Origin of the sequence: Oceanicaulis sp. MMSF_3324, assembly GCF_030733545.1 — a bacterium.
Classification (GTDB): Bacteria; Pseudomonadota; Alphaproteobacteria; order Caulobacterales; family Maricaulaceae; genus Oceanicaulis.
On record NZ_JASHIU010000010.1, the window covers coordinates 77,851 to 97,067 of the forward strand.

General features: G+C 64.1%; 20 protein-coding genes. 9 read left to right on the plus strand and 11 right to left on the minus strand.

Annotated elements, in window-relative coordinates:
* Positions 1-16: 16 nt before the first annotated feature.
* Positions 17-511 carry a DUF3429 domain-containing protein gene (locus tag RBA95_RS10875; RefSeq protein WP_306016880.1) on the plus strand — a complete coding sequence of 165 codons (495 nt, stop codon included), beginning with the start codon at positions 17-19 and terminating at the stop codon, positions 509-511.
* On the opposite strand, the gene pdeM is transcribed toward RBA95_RS10875, so the two are convergent.
* From pdeM to RBA95_RS10900, 5 genes are all read right to left on the minus strand, one after another.
* The gene (gene pdeM / locus RBA95_RS10880; protein ID WP_306016881.1) at positions 508-1,218 is read right to left on the minus strand and encodes a ligase-associated DNA damage response endonuclease PdeM; all 711 of its coding nucleotides are present in this window, start codon (positions 1,216-1,218) and stop codon (positions 508-510) included. The two genes, RBA95_RS10875 and pdeM, sit on opposite strands and share 4 nt — an antisense overlap.
* Positions 1,219-1,257: 39 nt before the next feature.
* A complete protein-coding gene (locus tag RBA95_RS10885) occupies positions 1,258-2,277 on the minus strand; it encodes a ligase-associated DNA damage response exonuclease (protein WP_306016882.1) in 1,020 nt (339 codons plus the stop codon).
* 111 nt (positions 2,278-2,388) lie between these two features.
* Positions 2,389-3,150, minus strand: a complete 762-nt coding sequence (locus RBA95_RS10890) for a carbonic anhydrase (protein ID WP_306016883.1) — start codon at positions 3,148-3,150, stop codon at positions 2,389-2,391.
* 120 nt (positions 3,151-3,270) lie between these two features.
* Positions 3,271-4,236 carry a hypothetical protein gene (locus tag RBA95_RS10895; protein WP_306016884.1) on the minus strand — a complete coding sequence of 322 codons (966 nt, stop codon included), beginning with the start codon at positions 4,234-4,236 and terminating at the stop codon, positions 3,271-3,273.
* A 106-nt stretch (positions 4,237-4,342) separates the two neighbouring features.
* A complete protein-coding gene (locus tag RBA95_RS10900) occupies positions 4,343-6,550 on the minus strand; it encodes a prolyl oligopeptidase family protein (protein ID WP_306016885.1) in 2,208 nt (735 codons plus the stop codon).
* 103 nt (positions 6,551-6,653) lie between these two features.
* Here RBA95_RS10900 and RBA95_RS10905 point away from each other — a divergent pair, with 103 nt between their 5' ends.
* Positions 6,654-9,218, plus strand: coding sequence for a ligase-associated DNA damage response DEXH box helicase (locus tag RBA95_RS10905; protein WP_306016886.1), 2,565 nt, complete (start codon positions 6,654-6,656; stop codon positions 9,216-9,218).
* Here the strand turns inward: RBA95_RS10905 and RBA95_RS10910 are convergent.
* Together RBA95_RS10910 and RBA95_RS10915 are read right to left on the minus strand one after the other, a co-directional pair.
* The gene (locus tag RBA95_RS10910; RefSeq protein ID WP_306016887.1) at positions 9,215-9,838 is read right to left on the minus strand and encodes a glutathione S-transferase family protein; all 624 of its coding nucleotides are present in this window, start codon (positions 9,836-9,838) and stop codon (positions 9,215-9,217) included. The genes RBA95_RS10905 and RBA95_RS10910 overlap by 4 nt on opposite strands.
* A 55-nt stretch (positions 9,839-9,893) precedes the next feature.
* A complete protein-coding gene (locus RBA95_RS10915; protein ID WP_306016888.1) occupies positions 9,894-11,543 on the minus strand; it encodes an AbgT family transporter in 1,650 nt (549 codons plus the stop codon).
* A 169-nt stretch (positions 11,544-11,712) separates the two neighbouring features.
* Between RBA95_RS10915 and RBA95_RS10920 the strand changes: the two genes are divergently transcribed.
* The 6 genes from RBA95_RS10920 to RBA95_RS10945 all read left to right on the plus strand — a co-directional run bounded on the left by RBA95_RS10920 (position 11,713) and on the right by RBA95_RS10945 (position 16,422).
* Positions 11,713-13,329 carry a cisplatin damage response ATP-dependent DNA ligase gene (locus RBA95_RS10920; RefSeq protein WP_306016889.1) on the plus strand — a complete coding sequence of 539 codons (1,617 nt, stop codon included), beginning with the start codon at positions 11,713-11,715 and terminating at the stop codon, positions 13,327-13,329.
* Between the two features lie 49 nt (positions 13,330-13,378).
* A complete protein-coding gene (locus tag RBA95_RS10925) occupies positions 13,379-14,215 on the plus strand; it encodes a mechanosensitive ion channel family protein (RefSeq protein WP_306016890.1) in 837 nt (278 codons plus the stop codon).
* Positions 14,216-14,256: 41 nt separating this feature from the next.
* A complete protein-coding gene (locus tag RBA95_RS10930) occupies positions 14,257-14,568 on the plus strand; it encodes a DUF6460 domain-containing protein (RefSeq protein ID WP_306016891.1) in 312 nt (103 codons plus the stop codon).
* A 77-nt stretch (positions 14,569-14,645) separates the two neighbouring features.
* The gene (locus tag RBA95_RS10935; protein ID WP_306016892.1) at positions 14,646-15,458 is read left to right on the plus strand and encodes a response regulator; all 813 of its coding nucleotides are present in this window, start codon (positions 14,646-14,648) and stop codon (positions 15,456-15,458) included.
* Between the two features lie 41 nt (positions 15,459-15,499).
* A complete protein-coding gene (locus RBA95_RS10940; RefSeq protein ID WP_306016893.1) occupies positions 15,500-16,012 on the plus strand; it encodes a PaaI family thioesterase in 513 nt (170 codons plus the stop codon).
* The gene (locus RBA95_RS10945) at positions 16,009-16,422 is read left to right on the plus strand and encodes a PaaI family thioesterase (protein WP_306016894.1); all 414 of its coding nucleotides are present in this window, start codon (positions 16,009-16,011) and stop codon (positions 16,420-16,422) included. The genes RBA95_RS10940 and RBA95_RS10945 overlap by 4 nt, the downstream gene beginning before the upstream one ends.
* Before the next feature lie 90 nt (positions 16,423-16,512).
* Here the strand turns inward: RBA95_RS10945 and RBA95_RS10950 are convergent, their stop codons facing one another.
* From RBA95_RS10950 to RBA95_RS10965, 4 genes are all read right to left on the minus strand, one after another.
* Complete coding sequence (locus tag RBA95_RS10950; RefSeq protein ID WP_306016895.1) at positions 16,513-16,821, minus strand: UrcA family protein; 309 nt, start codon at positions 16,819-16,821, stop codon at positions 16,513-16,515.
* A 284-nt stretch (positions 16,822-17,105) separates the two neighbouring features.
* A complete protein-coding gene (locus RBA95_RS10955) occupies positions 17,106-17,456 on the minus strand; it encodes a UrcA family protein (protein ID WP_306016896.1) in 351 nt (116 codons plus the stop codon).
* Between the two features lie 138 nt (positions 17,457-17,594).
* Positions 17,595-17,753, minus strand: a complete 159-nt coding sequence (locus tag RBA95_RS10960; protein ID WP_306016898.1) for a DUF2256 domain-containing protein — start codon at positions 17,751-17,753, stop codon at positions 17,595-17,597.
* Positions 17,750-18,172 (minus strand): thiol-disulfide oxidoreductase DCC family protein, encoded by a 423-nt coding sequence (locus RBA95_RS10965; RefSeq protein WP_306016899.1) that lies wholly within the window; start codon positions 18,170-18,172, stop codon positions 17,750-17,752. Before RBA95_RS10965 ends, RBA95_RS10960 begins: the two co-directional genes overlap by 4 nt.
* Positions 18,173-18,212: 40 nt before the next feature.
* On the opposite strand from RBA95_RS10965, the gene RBA95_RS10970 reads away from it, so the two are divergent.
* Positions 18,213-19,208, plus strand: coding sequence for an NAD(P)/FAD-dependent oxidoreductase (locus RBA95_RS10970; protein ID WP_306016900.1), 996 nt, complete (start codon positions 18,213-18,215; stop codon positions 19,206-19,208).
* The last annotated feature ends 9 nt before the right edge of the window (positions 19,209-19,217 follow it).

A 19,217-nucleotide genomic window follows, 5' to 3' on the forward strand; every position in this document is an offset into this window, starting at 1 on the left:
ATACGAGGCGCCCGCCATGCAACGTCTTAGCGAAGCTCCCCCCCTGGTCCTGATCCTCGGTTTTGGCGGCTTGCTGCCCTTTCTGGCCGGCGCGATCGGCGTGATGGCGGGCGGACAGGCCGCCCTTCAGGCCGCGACCGCCCTGCCGGTCTATTCCGCCGTGATCCTGTCCTTCCTGGCGGGCGGACGCTGGGCCGGCGAGCTGGTCATTCGCAGCGACAAGCCGCGCTCGGGCGTCATGATGCTGTCGATCCTGCTCAGCCTGGCGGGCTGGATTGCGGTCGTGATCCAGGTCTGGAACCGGCCCGGCCTGCCGCTCGATCTGGAGCTGACCGGCTGGGGCATTCTGATCGCGGGCTTCGTCGTGCAGTTCCTGTGGGACCGCACCGCCATTCGTGGCGCCACCTTCCCCGGCTGGTACATGCCGCTGCGCTTCATCCTGACCGCTGTCGTGGTGCTGTGCCTGGGGCTGACCGCCTTTGTCCGCAGCTCGCCGACCTTCAGCCTCTAATCGCCCAGAAGCCGGGCGCTGCTGACCGCGTAAACCCGATCACGGCCCAGCATGTAGGCGTGCGGGCGCTGCCTGAAGAGCGGCGCATAGGCGTCGTCACAAACATTGAGCCCGCCTGTGAAGGCGCCGAAAGCGGGCAGGATCAGGCGCGCGCCATCGGTAGCGAAACAGCGTCGACGCACCCGACGCCCCTGCCCTGAAATCTTGGCGCAGGGATGCAGATGGCCCGCCACCTCGCCGGGCCGGTCCCCGGCTTGAGGTTCATGGCGCAGATGCAAGGGTCCGAGGTCAAGCTCGAACCCGGCGCGCCCGCCAAAGCGGGCGGGCGGTTTGGGGTCGTGATTGCCCTCGATCCAGACCCAGTCCTCCACCGACGCCACCAGCTCGCAAAGCCGGTCTGCATCGCCGGGGTCCATGCGGTCATCCGCCCCCAGGTCATGAAAGCTGTCGCCCAGCGCCACAACACGACGCGGCTGATAGATGGAGATGGCGCCAGCAAGCCGGGTCAGCGTGGCGCGCGTGTCATAGGGCGGCAGGAACTGGCCCCGCACCGCATAGGCGCTGCCCTTTTCAAAGTGCAGATCGCTGACCAGCATGACGCCCTCATCCACCCACATCGCCACGCCGGACGGATCGGCGATCAGGCGTGCGCCGTTGACCGTCATGAGAACGGGATCTGTCTGAAGCGAGGCAAGCGGTCGGGTCATCGTTTCAATTAGGCGCGGCCGGTCGGGCGAGGCAAGACGCTAGTCATCCTCGTCTTCATATCCGACCAGGGACAGGGGCCTGGCCTTGTAGCCTTCCAATTCGGCCCAGCGCGCCAGGGCGTCATCCCGCCCATGGGTGATCCAGACTTCTTCGGGATCAATATCGCGAATGGTCTGGGTCAGCTCATCCCAGTCAGCATGGTCTGACAGGATCAGGGGCAATTCCACCCCGCGCTGGCGCGCGCGGGCCCGCACCTGCATCCAGCCCGACGCAAAGCTGATGACCGGATCGGAGAACCGCCGCGCCCAGGCCGTCTGGAACGAGGACGGCGGACCGATCACGATCTTGCCGGCGAAATCCTGCCTGGTCCCTTCGCCATCCTTCAAGGTCGCCTTGGCCAGCGGGCCCAGATCCACGCCATGGTCTTCATAAAGCGCGCACAGCTGTTCCATCGCGCCATGAATATGGATGGGCGCGTCATAGCCGCCTTCGCGCAACAGGCAGATCAGGCGTTGCGCCTTGCCCAGAGCATAGGCGCCCACGAGATGCGTGCGATCGGGGTTCTGTTGCAGGCTCGTCAGCAGCTTGGCGATCTCGTCGCCATCATCGGGATGGCGAAACACCGGCAGGGCGAAGGTCGCTTCGGTCACATAGACATGGGCGGGAAAGACCTCGAACGGCGCACAGGTCGGATCACGGCGGCGCTTGTAATCGCCGGAGACGCCGATCACGAGCCCTTTCCATTCCAGCCGGATCTGGGCGCTGCCCAGCACATGTCCCGCCGGGTGAAAGCTCACATCCACCTCACCGATCTTCAGGCGTTCGCCATAGGCGACCGGGACCGGGTCGGGGGTGAAGGCTTCGCCATACCGCGCCGCCATGATGGCGAGGGTTTCGGGCGTGGCCAGCACACGCGCATGACCGGCCCGGGCATGGTCAGCATGACCATGGGTTACGAGCGCCCGCTCGGCAGGCCGCATCGGATCGATGAAAAAGCCCCCCGGCTCGCACCACAGGCCGCGTTCGGTTTCGCGCAACAGCTGGTCAGGTCGAATCATGATGAAGACATAGGGCGTCTTCAAAGACCGGGAAAGCGAGTGGCTGTGGAGTAAGGAGGCGGCGCCGCCTGAGGGGGGAGAGAAAGCGGCGCCGCCCGTTACGGGCTATGCTCAGTGCAGTTCGCCCGCAGTCAGGCGCCGCTCATGAAGCGGCTGAACCGGACGGTAGTTGTGCGCATAGAGCGCAGTGAAAGCCGATAGCTGTTCGGCCGAAGCCGTGACGGGGGTCTGCATGACCGTCCAGGCGACACCTTCCGAACAGGGCGGGGTCGTCAGCGAGCCCGCATACCGCCACGCGCTGTGATCATCGGGCAGAAACGCGGCCGGGTTCACATCATCAACCTCGTGATGATCGCCCTCATGCGGTATCGCCGCCCACAGCGCGTCGAGCGCCGGGTGGGCCTCGCCTTCCTCGAAAAACACGCCAACGACGGCCAGATGGCCATCCTCGGAGGCGTGCACGAAATGCACTTCCAGCGGATACTGATGGCCGTCCACGGTATGCTCGCTGGCGGCATGGAAATGGAACTGGACCAGTTCATAAGACCGATCGCCCAGATGCAGGCTCCCCGCATCCTCAAGACCCACCTTGATGGTATGCCCGTTATCAGTCACCGAGCCTTCCGCGTCTTCCCAGTGAAGCGCAGGCGCCAAATCCGCAGCGTCACTCACGGCATGAAGATCGATCGGGGATTGTTCGTGACCGCTGTCACAAGTCGCGTAGTCCGCGGACAGCATGCCCCAGTGCTCCGGAGCGCCATCGCCGTCATAGCTCCAGGAAGAATGACCGTGATGATCAAGCGCGATCGCTGTCCCGCCCAGCACGATCAAGGCGGACGCTGCGACCGCTGACCCCAACAGATTCTTACGCATATTCTGGCTCCAGACTGTCCCGGCATTCAAAAGCGCACGGTTTCGGCGCGTGGGAAAAGTCTTGGGCCCGGCGGGTTAATGACACGTCACAGAGTTGCGTGACGCATGGCTAACTCAACCTTAAGCACCGCCGCCGTTCGAGCTGGAGCTGGCCGTAGTGGCGACCGTGCTGGCCGCAATCACCGACACCATCATGGCGGTTTGCGCCGCAATGACGGCATCCATGGCGCTCAATGCGCCGTCGTGAAGTCCCGAATGCTCGGCTGTATGCACCAGGTGCGCCACCGCTGTACGGGCGCTGCCCGAAGCGCTCACCGAACGCGGCAAGGCCTTGCGCAAGGCGTCGATCGCCAGAGCATCATCCACGGTCTGGCCTTGGACGGCCCATTGCATGAAACTCTGACGAATGCTGTACCGCCGCAAGGGTTTGTGGGTCTCACGGGCCGCATCCAGCGCCTCAAAGCGCGCCAGGGCCTCCTGCGGGTCCGTCTTGAGGAGCGCGCACAGCTTCGCGCCATCACGCTTGTGCCCCCGCGCCCGGCGATGCGCGCCAAACACGGCTTCAGCCGACCCTCGCAGGGCCAGAACCTCGGCCGGATCATCACCGCGCGCGGCATGAATGGCGGCATAAGTGTCGGTGATGGCGGCGTTGGCGCGCCACCAAGGCGGCCGCAAAGCCTCTCGCATCTCAAGGAACCGCTCAATCGGCGTATCTTCGCTGGAGCCCACGCACAGCATCAGCGCCGCCCGCGCGCCACCGGCCTGAAGCCCGGATCGCTTGAACCAGGACATCTGCTCGCGGAAGGCGTTCCGCGCAGCCAGGAAGCGCTCCACCGGAATATCGTTCTGGGTCAGCATGGCGGCGTACAACCAGCGCAGCGCGCCAGAGGGCGCGCCCCAACCCACACCGGATTCGATCTGGGCATGTCCCTGACGCACCTGCTCGGCGATCGCTTCGGGATCGCCCTCGCGCGTCAGCAGACAGGCGGAAGACAGCCAGCTCGCCATTTTGTCCGGCCGCGGGCGCTCCTCCCGCAGAGCCTCGAACAGAGCTTCCAGACGGTCCAGATGGTCAGCGTCGCTCATGAGACTCTCCTGTCAAAGGCTTGATTATTCAACCTACCGCGAGGCCCCGGCGAACGCAAAAACCCCGGAGCCAGGCTCCGGGGTTTCAGGGGTCTGTCGGCCTCGACTAGTCCTCGATCTCGAGATCGGTGTGGTAGGCGATAAAAGCCCAGCGATCCGCCGCTTCCTCGATCAGTTTGGACACCGGCGTGCCGGCCCCGTGCCCGGCGCGGGTCTCGATCCGGATCAGGGTCGGGGCATCGCCGGTCTGGGCCGCCTGAAGCGCCGCCGCATATTTGAACGAATGACCCGGCACGACGCGGTCATCCGTGTCCGCCGTGGTGATCAGCGTCGCGGGATACTCACCGGTTTCGGGAATGTTGTGATAGGGCGAGTAGCCATAGAGCACATCGAACATTTCCGGGTCCTGCGGGCTGCCATAATCATCCACCCAGAACCGGCCGGCGGTGAACTGGTTGAAGCGCAGCATGTCCATCACGCCCACCGCCGGCAGGGCCGCGGCGAACAGCTCCGGCGCCTGATTGGCGACCGCGCCCACCAGAAGACCGCCATTGGAGCGGCCATGGATGGCGAGATGGTCCGAGCTGGTCCAGCCCATATCGATCAGCGCGTGACCGGCATTGATGAAGTCGTCAAACACGTTCTGCTTGTTGGCCAGTCGGCCCGCGTCGTGCCAGTCGCGGCCATAGGCCGAGCCGCCGCGTAGATTGGCGATGGCGTAAACCCCGCCCATCTCCATCCATTGCAGGCGTCGCACGTCAAAGTCCGGACGGCGGGTGATCGCGAAACCGCCATAGCCATAGACCAGGGTCGGACGCGCGCCATTGGGATCCACGTCGCGATGGTGCGCGACGAACAGCGGGATCTGCGCACCCCCCGTGCTCTCATAGAACGTCTGGCTGACGACATAGTCATCCGGGTTGAAGGTCAGATCCGGCGCCCGGAAGACCTCACTCTCCCCGGTCTCCACATCATAGCGATAGAGCGTCGCGGGCTGGTTCAGGCTTTCATACGAATAGAAGGTCTCGGTGCGTTCAGGATCCCCGCCAAAGCCGGACGCCACGCCCAGTCCCGGAAGCGCCACTTCGCGCACGAAATCTCCCGTGGGCGTATAGACGCTGACCGCGCTCGCCACATCGCGCATGGTCTCGATGATCAGATGACCGCCCACATGGCTGGCGCCGGTAATCGGGCCCTCGCCCTCAGCGACCACATCGGTCAAGGCGGCGGGATCAGACAGCGACACCGAGACGATTCGGCCATTGGGGGCGTCGAGATCGGTCTGGAACCAGAAGGTCTCGCCGTCATTGCCCACATAGGAATGGTTGTTGCCGAAGCCTTCGAAAATCTCGACCGGCTCGGCGGCCTCGGTCTCCAGGTCGAGAATGTGCACGCCATTCCCGTCCGTACCGGTGGAGGAGTTGATGATCAGGTACCGGCCATCATCGCTGACGAAGCCGCGCCAACCCACTTCGGGATTGTCGGGATCGGCCATGACCTGGACGTCCTCGCTCTGGTCGGTCCCCAGCTCATGGAAATAGATCGCCTGATTGAGGTTGAGCGCGGTAAAGGCCTCGCCTTCCTCCGGCGCGGGGTAGCGCGAATAGTAAAAGCCCGAGCCATCCTTGGCCCAGCTCAAGGGCGAGAACTTCACCCACTCGATCTCGTCAGACAGGGTTTCGCCCGTCTCCACGTCCATGACGCGGATCGAGCGCCAGTCCGAGCCGCCATCGGCGATCAGATAGGCGAGCTGCGTCCCGTCCGGGCTGGGCACCGTGCCCGCCAGCGCGGTGGTGCCGTCCGCCGCCCATTCATTGGGATCGATCAGCGGGCGCGCTGCGCCCTCAAGGCCATCCTGAACCATGAAGACCGACTGGTCCTGAAGCCCGTCATTGCGCGAGAAGAAATAGCGCAGGCCGTCTTCGGTCTCGCGCGTGGTCGGCAGGCCGTAACGCTCATAATTCCACAGCTCCGCCAGGCGCTCGGCGATCTGGTCGCGGCCCGGCAACTGGTCGAGATAGGCGCTGGTCACCGCGGTCTGGGCCTCGACCCAGTCCGCCACATCCTCGGACACGCGCACATCCTGTTCCAGCCAGCGATACGGGTCCGACACCGCCACTTCGCCCTCGGCGGCGGACTCATAGACATCCACCTGCTCGACCGTGCTCGTCTCGGGGTAGGCCGGATGCGAAACCTGCACGACCTCCGCAGCCTGCTCCGCATCGGCGGCGGGCGCCGCGTCAGAGCCCGCTTCAGGCTGGCTGCAGGCGGTCAGGGCCAGAACGGATGCGAAAGCGAACAGGGCGGTGCGCATCAGGCGTCTCCTTCATGGTTACTGTGTTGCGCCGCAGACTAGGGCCTGAGCCCAACAGAGGAAAGCCTGTGCCCGGCCCGCGCGCATGCTATCTGTTTCGGTGATGAAGCACGCCCGCCTCCCCGCCCTGCCTGATCGGTTCGAAGCCTGGTTTGAAAGCCGGGGCTGGGCGCCGCGCGCGCACCAGCGCGAAATGGTCGCCGCCGCGCAAGCGGGTACGGACGCCCTGCTGATCGCGCCCACCGGCGGTGGCAAGACGCTGGGCGGTTTCCTGCCGAGCCTGATTGATCTCGCCGATATTGCAGAGCGCGAGGGCAAGGACCGCCCCCATCGCCTGCACACGCTGTATATCAGTCCGCTCAAGGCGCTCAGCCAGGATGTGGCGCGCAATCTGATGACGCCGATCGAGGAGATGGGCCTGGATCTGCGTGTCGAGACCCGCACCGGCGACACCCCCGCGAGCAAGCGCACGCGCCAGCGCGCCAAGCCGCCGGACATCCTGCTGACGACGCCTGAACAGATCGCCCTGTTCTGCGCCCAGGAGAACGCCGGCGCCTTCTTTGAAGACCTCCAATGCGTGATCATCGACGAGGTGCACGCCATCGCACCGTCCAAGCGCGGCGATCTGCTCGCGCTCGGGTTGGCGACAATCCAGCGCTACGCCCCCAACATGCGCCGAGTGGGTCTGTCCGCCACGGTGAAGGACGAGATGGGCCATGCGCGCTGGCTGTCTGCGCAGGCACGCGCGGAAAATGCACGTTTCGCGCAATTGGTCCGGGGCAGCGCGGGCGCGGCGCCTGAGGTCCAGATCATGACGCCCGAAGAACGCATTCCCTGGGCGGGCCATTCGGGCCGACACGCCATGAAGACGGTGTATGAGCAGATCAAGGGCGCAGGCACGGCGCTGATCTTCGTGAACACCCGCTCTCAGGCCGAGATGACCTTTCAGGAGCTGTGGGCCATCAATGACGACAATCTGCCCATCGCGCTGCATCACGGCTCCCTGTCGGTCGAGCAGCGCCGCAAGGTGGAAGCGGCCATGGGCGCGGGCGTCCTGAAAGCCGTGGTGTGCACCTCCACCCTCGATCTGGGGATCGACTGGGGGGATGTGGACCTGGTGATCCAGATGGGGGCGCCGAAAGGCACTTCCCGGCTTCTGCAAAGGCTGGGGCGGGCCAATCACCGGCTGGACGCCGCAAGCCGGGCGCTGCTGGTTCCCACCAACCGGTTCGAGCATCTCGAATGCGCCTGCGCCACCGAAGCCGTGCTAGCGGGCGCGCTCGATGGCGATCCCTTGAAGTCGGGCGCGCTCGATGTGCTGGCCCAGCACGTCATGGGGCGCGCCTGTGGCGATCCGTTCGAGACCGACGCGCTTTACGAGGAAGTCATCGCGGCGGCGCCTTATGCCGAGCTGCCGCGGGAGACATTTGACCGGGTGCATGCCTTTGTCGCCGATGGCGGCTATGCGCTGGGCAGCTATGACCGGTTCAAGCGCCTCGTTAAGAGCCGTGACGGTCTGTGGCGCGCCCGCAATCGCGATGTGGCCCAGCGCCACCGGATGAATGTGGGCACCATCATCGAAGCGCCCATGCTCAATGTGCGGCTGGCGAAACGCACGGGCGCGTCAGGCCCCAAGCGCGGCCGCGGCAATCGCGGCCTGGTCCGCCCGGACGAAGTCTCGGGCGGCGCACAGGGCGCAACGCTGATGGGCGGCAAGATGCTGGGCCAGATCGAGGAATGGTTCACCGATCAATTGAGTCCCGGCGACACCTTCATGTTCGCGGGCCAGATATTGAGCTTTGAGGGCGTGAGCGGCGGCGATTGCCTGGTCAGCCGGTCCAGCGCCGAAGACCCCAAGATCCCCAGCTTTGAAGGCGGCAAATTCCCCTATTCCACCTATCTCGCCGCGCGGGTGCGCGAGCTGGTGCACAATCCTGATCGCTGGAACCTGTTGCCTGAACAAGTGCGCGATTGGCTGGAAATCCAGAAGCGCAAATCAAGACTGCCCGCGCCCGACAGCCTCCTGGTGGAGACCTTCCCGCGGGCGGGCAAGTCCTGGCTCGTCTGCTATCCGTTTGAAGGCCGCCTCGCCCACCAGACGCTGGGCATGCTGGTGACGCGGCGGCTCGAGCGCCTGGGCAAGCAGCCGCTGGGCTTCGTGGCGAACGAATATGCGCTGGCGGTCTGGGGCCGCAAGGACCTCTCGGACGTGGATATGAGCGCGCTCTTTTCCGAAGACATGATGGGCGATGATCTCGACGCCTGGCTGGCCGAGAGCGATCTGATGAAGCGCACGTTTCGAAACTGCGCGCTGATCGCCGGGCTGATCGAGCGCCGCTTTCCGGGTCAGGAGAAGACGGGGCGGCAGGTCACCTTCTCCGCCGACCTCATCTACAATGTGCTGCGCGATCACGAACCCGATCACATCCTCATGCAAGCCGCTTGGGCGGACGCCGCGGCGGGGTTGCTGGATGTGCGCCGTCTGTCAGACGCGCTGGTGCGCGTGGCGGGTCATGTGGAGGCGGTGCATCTCGATCAGATCAGCCCGCTGGCCGTGCCCGTCATGCTGGAAGTGGGCCGCGAACCCATCCGGCATGGCGAGGCGATGGACGCCATCATGGCCGAAGCCAGCGAGGAAGACCTGATCAATGAGGCGATGGGGCTTTAATCCGCGTCCGTCACCTTGCGCATCGCCTTGTAGGCGTCGCGGTCATGCACCCGGTCGAGCCAGGCCTTGATCGCCGAGCCATCCTGCACGCCGCCGCGCTGGGCCATGGCGTCGAGCTGGAAGCCCATCAGGCAGTCCGCGGCGCTAAACGTTTCGCCTGCGAAATAATCATTGTCCTTCAGGTGCGCCTCGATATGGGCGAAGGCCTTGGCCCGCTCGCCTTCCATGAACTGGTCGAGCAGGGAGTCCTTGAGCCCCGTGGCCTCGCAATAGGTGTTCATCAGGAAGGGCAGGAAGGCCGCGCCTTCGGACGCATGCATCCATTCAAGATATTTCAGACGCCCCAGCGCGTCGGGTGCGGGATGCAGGGCATGGTCGGGATCGAACCGATCGAGAAGATATTGCGCGATTGCAGCGGTTTCCGCGATCACCGCGCCGTCTTCGAGCTCCAGCAGGGGCGCCTTGCCCAGCTTGTGCTTTTCGGCCAGCTCGGGCGGGGCCAGCCGGATCTGCGGATCGCGCTTGTAGCGCTTGATCTCGTAGGGCGCGTTCAGCTCCTCAAGGAGCCAGATGATCCGCTCGGAGCGGGACAGTTCGAGATGGTGAAGGATGACAGGCATGCGCGCCTCCGGTCTGGAATGAAAACGCCGGGAGCGGGGCTCCCGGCGTTTGTCGTTAGTTGGCGTTCGGCAGGACGTAGCCCACTTCCGCGCCCGGCCCCAGGGGCAGTCCGAGGAAGACCCAGGCCATCGTCATGATGATGCCGGTGATCAAAAGCCAGATCGAATAGGGCAGCATGCTCGCGGTCAGGGACCCGATGCCGAACCCGTCCACCCAGCGTCGGCAGAACACCAGCACCAGCGGGAAATAGACCATCAGCGGCGTGATGATGTTGGTTGAGCCGTCGCCCACGCGATAGGCCGCAGTGGCCATTTCCGGGCTGACGCCCAGCAGCATCAGCATCGGCACCAGAACCGGCGCCATCAGCGCCCATTTGGCGCTGGCCGAGCCCACGAAGAGGTTCAGCACCGCCGAGAACAGCACGATCAGGCCCAGCACGACCGGCAGGGGCAGGCCCGACTGCTCGATGGCGTTCGCGCCGTTCACGGCCGTGATGATGCCCAGACGCGACTGGTTGAACATTTCCACGAAATAGGCCGCAAAGAAGGCGAGCACGAGATAATAGCCCATATCCTTCATGGCTTCGGCCATCATCGAGACCACGTCGCGATGGGTTTTCACCGTGCCGGCCGCCTGGCCATAGGCCACGCCCGCCAGCAGGAAGAGGATCATGAAGCCCGCCACCAGAGACTGGAAGAAGGGCACCAGCGCGATCGCCGCGCCCTGCCCGGCCTCGAGAGCCGCCTCGTCGAGCAGCGGCACGTCGCCGCCATACATGGACACTGCGCCGCCCGTCACGAGCGCGGGCAGATCCACGGTCATGGCGAGCCAGAGGACGCAGACGAACAGGACCGCCCAGAGCGCGCGCCACAGGCCTTTCTTCTCGCCCTCGGTCAGCGGGGCTTCGGGATCACTGTCGTCATCCTTCGCATTGGTGGAGGCGCCGCCCGTCCAGGGGCCCAGACGCGGCTCGACAATACGGTCGGTGACGACCCAGATCACCGGCATGAAGACAAAGGTCATCGCGGCGATGAAGTACCAGTTGCCGACAATGTTCATCGTCCATTCGGGCACCAGAGCGACGACCGAGGCCTCGGTGACGCCGAACAGGAGGGCATCGAGCTGGCCCGGCAGGAGGTTGGCGGAAAAGCCGCCCGACACGCCGGCGAAAGCGGCCGTAATGCCCGCCACCGGGTGACGGCCCGCAGCGGCGAAGATCACGCCGGCCAGCGGGATCAGCACCACATAGGCGGCGTCCGCAGCCAGATTGCCCATCATGGCGACCAGCGCCACGGCCGGGGTCAGCAGCATTTTCGGCACATCGCGCACCGCAGCGCGCATGGCGGTGCCGAACAGGCCGGCCCGTTCAGCAACGCCCGCGCCCAGCATCACCACCAGCACATAACCCAGCGGGTGGAAGCCGGTGAAAATATCAGGCATCTCGACCAGAAGGTGTTGCAGGCTGGCGGCGCTCAGAACGCTGCGCGCCTCGACCAGCACGGCGGAGCCGTCAGGATTGGTCTGGGTCGGGTGCAGGGCCGACAGGCCCATGATCGCGGTCACGGTCGATATGACGACCATGGCGATGATCAGATAGAGGAAAATGAAGGCCGGGTCCGGAAGTCGGTTGCCGGCCCGCTCAATCAGACCGAGAAATCCGGTCTGGTGTTCGGTCTGCGCAGTATCGCGCCCTTGCTCGCTCATGATGCTCCCCATCACCACAGCGGCTCTTATCGGTGAGCGCGCCGTAAACTTTACATGGCAACAGGGATACAGGCATGAGGGGCAAACGAAAACCCAAAGCGACTGGGGTTATCAGCGCGCCTGCGCCCTTGGGCGGCAATCTGGTGCGCGTATCCTATATGCTCAGACCATGGAAAGCTTCGCCGCCCTTCTGGACCGCTTATCGTACACGCCCCAGCGCAATGGAAAGCTGCGCCTGCTGGTCGAGCATTTTCGCGCCACGCCCGATCCGGACCGCGGCTATGCCCTGGCGGCGTTGACCGGCGCGTTCGATTTCAAGACCGCCAAGGCCGCCGCCATCCGGCAGCTCGTCAGCGAGCGGGTCGATCCGGTCTTGTTTGAACTGTCCTATGACTATGTGGGCGATCTGGCGGAGACCGCAGCGCTGATCTGGCCGCAACGCCATGGCGCCAATCGCTCCCCTGATCTTGTCGAAGTGATTGATGGCCTGATGAGCGTCTCTCGCGCTGGCGCGCCCGCTTTGATCGAGAGCTGGCTGGATGCGCTGGACGCCCAGGGGCGTTGGGCGCTGTTGAAACTGGTCACCGGCGGCCTGCGGGTCGGGGTGTCCGCCCGGCTCGCCAAGACCGCGCTCGCCCGCTTCGGTGATGTCGATGTCACTGAAATCGAAGAGCTCTGGCACGGCCTGGAGCCCCCCTATGAACCCCTCTTCGCCTGGCTGGAGGGCAAGGCCGACAAACCGGTCAACGCCGCCAAGGCGCCCTTCCGCCCGGTCATGCTGGCCCATCCGGTGGAAGAGGGCGGGCTGGAGGCGCTGGACCCATCCGATTTCATCGCCGAATACAAATGGGATGGAATCCGCATTCAGGCGGTGAGCGAAGAGGGCGTGCGCCGGCTTTACACCCGGACCGGGGACGACATTTCCCATACCTTCCCCGATGTCCTGGCGGCGCTTGAGTTTGAAGGCGCCATCGATGGGGAATTGCTGATCCGCACGCCCGACGGCGAGGTCGCTCCGTTTTCTGATCTTCAGCAAAGGCTCAATCGCAAGACGGTCTCCAAGGCGATGATGACCCGGCTGCCGGCCTTCATCCGGGCCTATGACATTCTGGTCGACGGAGGCGAAGACCTGCGTCGCGAGCCCTTGATGGACCGCCGGGCGCGACTGACAGCGCTGGTCGCGCGCACGCCCTCCGACCGGATCGACCTGTCAGACACTATCGATTTCAAGCAATGGAGCGCGCTCGATGCTTTGCGCGCCGATCCGCCTCACGCCCATGCCGAGGGCGTAATGATCAAGCACCGCGACAGCACCTATCAGGCCGGACGCCCCAAAGGCCCGTGGTGGAAATACAAACGCGATCCCTTCCTGGTGGACGCCGTGCTGATGTACGCCCAGCGCGGGCACGGCAAGCGCTCGAGCTTCTATTCCGACTTCACCTTCGGCGTCTGGCGCGAGGAAGACGGCGAGCAGGTGCTCGCGCCGGTCGGCAAGGCCTATTTCGGCTTCACCGATGACGAGCTTAAACAGCTCGACAAGTTTGTGCGCGACAACACGGTTGATCGCTTCGGTCCGGTGCGCGCGGTGAAGGCGCGTCCCGATTTCGGACTGGTGCTGGAGATCGCCTTTGAAGGGCTCAACCGTTCGCCCCGGCACAAGTCCGGCATCGCCATGCGCTTTCCGCGCATTCACCGGATCCGCTGGGATAAGCCGGCCGGCGAGGCGGACTGGCTCACAAGCCTTCACACGCTCTTGGCGGAACGGTTCGACCGTCCCGTGAATTAATGCTATCGGATTTGCATAGTAGATTTGACCTTCAGGGGACTTGCCGGACATGAGCACGACGACCGCCGCGATCGATTTCGAGCGCGCTCAGGAATACATCACCACCATCGGCCTGCAGATGGTCATGAATGTGGGCATGGCTGCGATCATCCTGATCGTCGGCTTCATGATCGCCGGCGCAGTCGGTCGGACCATCCGCACCATTCCCGACCGCAATCCCAAGATGGACCCCACGATTGCGAGTTTCTTCGCATCGATCGCCAAATATGGCGTACTCGCTGTCGTCCTGATCGCGGTCCTGACCCGCTTCGGCGTCGAGACGACCTCGCTGGTGGCCGCTCTGGGCGCCATGACCCTGGCCATCGGTCTCGCCCTTCAGGGCACGCTGTCGAACGTGGCGGCGGGCGTCATGATCATCTTCTTCCGCCCCTACAAGATCGGCGACTATGTCGAGATCGCGAACACCTCAGGGTCGGTCAAGGACATCACCCTGTTCTATACCGAGCTCAACACTCCCGATAACAAGCAGATCATCGTGCCCAACGGTCAGTCCTGGGGCGATGTGATCACCAATTATTCCGCCTATCCAACCCGCCGGTGCGACTTTGTCTTCTCCGCCAGCTATGACGATGACATCGACAAGGTCATCGGCGTGCTGCGCTCTACCTTCGAGGCCGATGAGCGCGTGATGAAGGAGCCAGCCCTGTTCGTGGAAGTGAAGGCGCATGGCGCCTCTAGCGTGGACTATGTGGTGCGCGCCTGGTGCCAGGCCTCGGACTATTGGGCGCTGCATTTCGACATGAACAAGAAGGTCAAGATCGCCTTCGACAGCAACGACATCGAGATCCCGTATCCGCATCAGGTGGAAATCCACAAGGACAACTGATCGCCGCGATACGGCCTTAATTGCATGAGAGACAGACGATCATGAGTGATCAGACCCCGCAATCAACCGGACGCAAGTCCGTGCTCCAGCGCGTGTTGAGCGTGCGGTTCGCCGATCTCATGATCGTCTTTCTCCTGTGTGTTCTCGTAGGGCTGGTCCTGGCGGTGTTCCAGGTCGATCCGGCTGATCTGTGGGTCGATTTCTTCCAGACCGTGGGAGACGCCTGGGCGTCGTTCTTTGACTCCATCGGCGCCTCCTTGCGCTGGGCCCTGCGCTATTTCTTCCTGGGCGCGGTGATCGTCCTGCCGATCTGGTTGGCCGTGCACCTGATCCGCGCATTTACCAAGCGCTAACAGCTTTCGCAGCCGGGCTAAGACAATCTCCACCTCTTGCCGCTACACAGGTCTGACCAACCTGTGAGGGATATTCCGTGGCGGCTGAGCTCGACATCGATTTTGGCGACGAAACACCAGCGGGCGACAGCCTGGACTGGAAACAGCGTGCGGTCATTGTCTGTGACCCCACGCCCTTTTCCCGCCGTCTGACCGTCGACATTCTCCGCTATGCGGGCGCCGAACGCATCCAGACCTGTTCGACGCCGGAATCCGCCATATGGTTCGCCGAAAACGCTGATCAGTCCGTCATGGTGGTGGATTGGCGCGATGATCGCCTGGACGCCGCCCAGACCGTGCGCAAGCTGCGCCGAGCCAAGGCCGAGGTGAACCGCACCCCAACCCTGATCCTGTCCACCAAGAACACCTTGCTGGATATCGAAGCCGCCCGTGATGCCGGCGCAGACACGCTGGCCCTGCGCCCCGTCTCCCCGCGCGGGGTGACCGAACGGTTGACCGAAATCACCCAGCGGCCTCGCTCCTTCATCAAGACCGCCAATTACAGCGGCCCGGACCGCCGGGTGCGCAGTGCGGACGGCACGGGCACGTATAAACGCGACCGGGATGTGGCCGAAGGCAAGACGACGCCGTTGCAGGCGGCGCGCGCCCAGGCCCAGTCGATCATCTTTTCCATGCTGCGTCGGGGCGATGAACTGTCCGCCCGGATCGGTCGGTCGCTGGAACGTTTCCTGGGCAGCGTCGAAACCCTGGGTGATCGCGAACGCGAGATCATCCAGCTGCACCGCGCCTCGCTGGGGCGGCTCGCCGATCTGCAAGGCGAATCCCGCGAAGAGCGCATGGAAGTGGTGACAGGGCTCGAAACCCTGGTGCGCCGCAGACTGCGTGACTGACCGGCTGGAAAGCGCGTCCGCTTACCACTACAAACGCTCCCATGAGCGATACCCTGCAAGACAAACTCGACACCCTGGCCGGCCTTCTGGTCGATGGCAGTCCGCATGCGCTGGCGCTGGGCATGAAGCTGGTGCGGGTCAGCCCGGGCGAAGCGGTCATCCGCGCGCCCTATCAGGCTGAATCGATCGGCGACCCCGAGACCGGCGTGATGCATGGCGGCGTGGTGACCGCCCTGCTCGACCATGCCTGCGGCACAGCCGCCTTCGCGGGGCTCGGCGGGGACCAGGCGGTCGCCACCCTCGATCTGCGCCTCGACTATATGCGACCCGCCAAGCCGGGCTGCGATGTGGTCGCCGAGGCCAAGACCATCAAGGTGTCCGGCCTGATCGCCTTTGTCAGCGCCATCGCCCATGACGGCGATGAAAACGATCCCGTGGCCACAGCCCACGCCGCCTTCATGGTGACCCGAGCCAGCCAGGCCGCGGCGGAACGCGCGCGCGCCGAGGTGGAGCAGCATATGGCGAACGACAAAGCCGGAGGCGCATCGTCATGAATGAGCGTCTGCAAAAGCTCCAGTCGAGCCCTTATGTCTCCCGCATGGGCGTCAGGTTTGACGACCATGGCGACGAGCTGACGGCCATCCTGCCCTATGATGAGTGGTTGATCGGCAATCCGCTGATCCCGGCGCTCCATGGCGGCGCCATTGGCGCGTTCATGGAAATCACCGCATCCGCCGGCCTTCTCGCCTTCACCGATCTCGCCACCCTGCCCAAACCGATCGATGTGGCCGTGGACTATCTGCGTCCGGGCAAACCCCAGGATGTCTATGCCCGCGCCTCCATCACGCGACAGGGGTCACGCGTCGCCAATGTGCGCGTGGACGCCTGGCAAGAGCGTCGCGCCGCCCCCATCGCCAATCTGCACGGCCATTTCCTGATCAAACCCATCAAGTCGAACGGCTAGCCGCTTTCACGCTTCAGCCCCATGACGCACAAAAAACGCCCCGCCGGGAGACCGGCGGGGCGTTTCATGTTCCGGAAATGGAGCGTGCGACTAGCGCACTTCAGCCGCCATCTCGATCACACCGTTGGCGCGCGCCACAGCAATGTTGAGCTGGGATTCGCCAGCGCGACGCGCTTCAGCAACGCATTCACGCGCCACACGTTGTTCGGCCAGCGAACGAGCGGAATGAACATCGCAAACATCACGCGCCGCCAGGCGGATACGCTCACGCAGGGCGTCCAGACGCTCGACATTGGTCAGATCGGACGGACGGAATTCAATTTCAACGGTCTCGACAGATTGAGCGGAGGCGGCGCCGGTCAGGGCGGCGGCGATCAGGGCGACAGCAACAAAACGCATCGGGGAAATCCTTGCTTCATATGCGAACCACTATCTTGGCGGCTCGTCGTTCCAACCAGGCCGGTTGATCCCGGCGAGGTAGGTTTTGACAGGATCATGCGACAGCCATGTGACGACTGCGCTCATGCTGGTGCAGGTCTGACCTGCAAGAATGCATACCAAAGCAACGCTTCTCCAATGTCTCCAGCAACAAGAAATCCCCCGCTCATCAGAATGAGCGGGGGCCAGGGGGACAGCCTCGTGAGCAAGAAGGCTGTTGTTGCTTTGATTCGGATTTGGCGGATTTATTGAGCGGCTTCCGCTGAGTTCACAACCGCCTGCGCATAGCTGCGGGACACCTGACGCGCCTCGGCGACCCGAACTTCTAGTTGTTCAATGGCTTCGCCATAGGCGTTCTCAATGCAACGCCGCGTATCCTGGCTGAAGCGCGCCGTCAAATGACCATTTGTGAGACAGACGGAACGCGCCGCGCTCGCGATCTGACCCCGGACCTGCTGAACGCCTTCATCGGTCAAAAGTAGTTCGTTAGCGTAATTGACGGATTCGGTTTCTTCGACACGAGGCTCACTCGCGTCAGAAACCGTGCTGAGCGAGAGACCTGCGGCGCTGACGAGCATAACGGTGAGGATGGACATGAGATATTCTCCTAATTCGACCATAAGAGACGGAGCCGCTCTCTGCTGGAGCCGGTATCAGCCTCTGATCCGAACGCTAGGACAGCTCACCTAACCGCACGCTGTCGGTCAGGTGAGACTTTTGTCATGCTGGAGACATCAAGCCTTGTGACGTTGAGAGGCGCAGCGCCGGGAACAGTATTTGACGCTCTCCCAGTTGCGTTCCCATTTTTTGCGCCAAGCAAACGGGCGCTGACAAACCGGGCAGGTTTTCTGAGGCAAATCCGCCTTGCGTCGACGGGGCCCAGGACCGCTCATGACGCGCTCTGCGGCATCAGCCAGCGCACAAGGCGCTGCAGATAGGGCCTTATAGGCAGGAAGAACCGATACAGAACCTCACCGATCCAGACAAAGGGCGGCAGCCCACCGATCACGCCCAGCCACCGCCATCCCGGCGTGGCGCGCCACAGCGCTGCGAACGCGGCGGCGCCAGAGCGCAGCCGCCCGGTCTCGTCGCGCACATGAAAGCGCTTGAGCGCCGCTTCACAGGACACGCCCTCGGGAGAGGCTGCATCCTGGGTTAGATCCGTGAACAGAGCATCAGAGCCGCGCTTGCGGTAATATCCGATCTCGGCGCGGCACATCGGGCAGTCGCCATCGTAATACACCTCGACAGATGCAGTTGGGACTGCATCATCAGGGGTGGATTCACCGGCTTTTGAACTTTCTGGCTCCATATCCTAACAACAAATAGACCACAGACATGGGGATGACAGGGTGGCGAAGCGACGCGCAGCAGTAATTGGAGCCGGTCTGGCCGGCGCCGCGACAGCCCGCGCTCTGGCCGCACGCGGCGTGGATACGGTTCTCTTCGACAAGGGACGAGGCTTGGGCGGGCGCATGTCCACGCGCCGCGCCGAAACACCGCTTGGCCCTGTTCGTTTTGATCACGGCGCCCAGTTCATCACCGCCAAGGGCGAGAGCTTTTCCACCCTTCTGCAAGAGGCGCAGACCGCCGGGGCCGCCGATCTGTGGACCGGGCGCACCGTCTCGATCGACCGGGGCGGCAATGCCGAAGCCCTGCGCGACAAGACCCGTTGGGTCGGCACGCCGGGCATGAGCGCCATCGTCAAGCATGCGCTGGACGGGTTTGAGGTTCACACCAGCGCTCGCGCCCGTCATGTCAGTGGCGAACCGGGCGCATGGACCCTGCATTTCGAGGATGGCCAGTCCGACGGCCCATTCGACCGGCTGGCCCTGACCTTGCCGCCTGAGCAATTGATCGAGTTTCTCGCACGCAGTGATGGCGACTTTTCAGACCTGATCGCAGAGGCGCTGGAGGCCCGACTCTCGCCCTGCTGGGCGGTGATGACCGTCCCGCCCCATCCGGTTGATCTGGGGTTTGACGGCGCCAAATTGCTGGGCGGGTCGGTGCGCTGGATGGCCCGGATGAACTCGCGTCCCGGCCAGGACGGACCGGATGCCTGGGTGCTTCATGCGTCGCCCGATTGGTCCGAAGCCTTTCTCGAAAGCGACCCGGAGACCGTCACACGCGCGCTGACCGAAGAGGTCTTCATTCGCTTTGGCCTGCCCATGCCCGAATGGAGCCAGGCGCATCGTTGGCGCTATGCCCTGGTGACCGACGCGCCGGGCATGCCATACCGGCTGGACCCGTCGGGCACGCTGGGATGCGCCGGCGACTGGCGGCTTGGCCCCCGCGCCGAACTGGCCTGGGATTCCGGCGATGCGCTGGGCGATGCGCTCGCGGACTGATTTCAAACT